Annotated in this window: 1 protein-coding gene; it reads left to right on the plus strand. The window is 40.7% G+C overall.

Annotation, left to right across the window (positions count from 1 at the left end):
* Positions 1 to 537: 537 nt before the first annotated feature.
* On the plus strand, positions 538 to 1,461 hold a 924-nt coding region (locus BZJ21_RS15280), incomplete at its 3' end, for an ISAs1 family transposase (protein WP_077670256.1).

Raw genomic sequence — 1,461 nt, forward strand, 5'->3', positions numbered from 1 at the left:
TCTTTCTTCGGAATATCTCGGCATAGTGTCCTCCATTAGCCCTCCATAGCTGGATTTTAGGGCGATTCAATATCTGGACAACTATCCTGACACCGGGGGGAGGAGCCAGCGTTCAATCGAACTGCACATTAGAAAGCTTTAGTTGCAGCTAAAGCCTGGGTCTCACTTTACCCAAATACGGGTGAGATTATCCATACAAACTGTTTAAGAGTGATTCGCAACGCGTGGAATTTTTACTATGCGTTGCGTTTAGTGTTTAAGGTGGTATGCGGCGGCATCGGTATTGTGTTGCTCACACCTTAACAGGGCGTTAGCCATCAATTTGAGTTGATCGAATGGATTATTATAAAGAACAGGGAAAACGCATGAAGATCCGCGGCATGCCTGGGGTAGCGAATTAATGACTAAGTTGTTATTTAAGGCTAAAAACCGTGCGTCATGCCACGTTTATTAATTAAAATAAGTGAAAATAAGGGATCAATTTGTTGATCATTTTCAGTGCTATTTAATGGTCTCCTAACGTTTAGGAGATTTTAAATGACAGAAGATAAAAGTCCATTTATGCATTTCATTTCCATTAGAGATGTTCGCCAAGAAGGTAAAGTTGAACATACGTTATCAGATATTATTTTGATAACGATTTGTGCGGTGTTGTCTGGGCATGATACCTGGAAAGGTATTAGTGATTATGGACGTAAGCAGCGTGATTTTTTATTACGCTTTGGCTTCTCAGGTAAAACATCACCATCGGCAGATACGATTGCAAGAGTGATGGGAACCATCAGTACAAAAGCATTACAAAACGCTTTTATAGAATGGATGAAATCGTGTCATGAATTAACGGATGGTGAAGTCATTGCCATTGATGGAAAAACACTGAAAGGATCGTATAACAGAGCAACAGACCAAGCTGCGATTCATATGGTTAATGCATTCGCAACCGCAAATGGTGTATGCCTTGGACAGTCAAAAGTAGACAGTAAGACGAACGAGATCACTGCCATCCCTAAGCTACTAGAATTGCTCGATATTTCAGGTTGTTTGATTACCATTGATGCCATGGGTTGTCAGCGAAAAATTGCACAGAAAATTATCGATAAAAATGCTGATTACTTGCTTGCTGTTAAAGGAAATCAAGGCAGGTTAGATGAAGCGTTTGATAATTATTACCGCCCCTCAATGCTTCAACATTTTGATGGCGATAGCTATTCATCACAAGAGAAATCGCATGGGCGTTTGGAAACACGATGTGCGCTGATTAATACCAATTTAAGTGTATTAGGTGATTTGGCTTATGATTGGCCTGAACTAAAAACGATGGGCATCATGGTGAGTGTTCGACAAGAAGGCAAACACGCCGAAGAATCCGATATTTCTGTGCGCTATTATATAAGTTCAAAAGCACTGACAGCGAAAGAGCTTCATGATGCCACTCGCTCGCACTGGTTAATTGAATCAATG

This window comes from Salinivibrio costicola subsp. alcaliphilus (assembly GCF_001996185.1).
Taxonomy (GTDB): domain Bacteria; phylum Pseudomonadota; class Gammaproteobacteria; order Enterobacterales; family Vibrionaceae; genus Salinivibrio; species Salinivibrio costicola.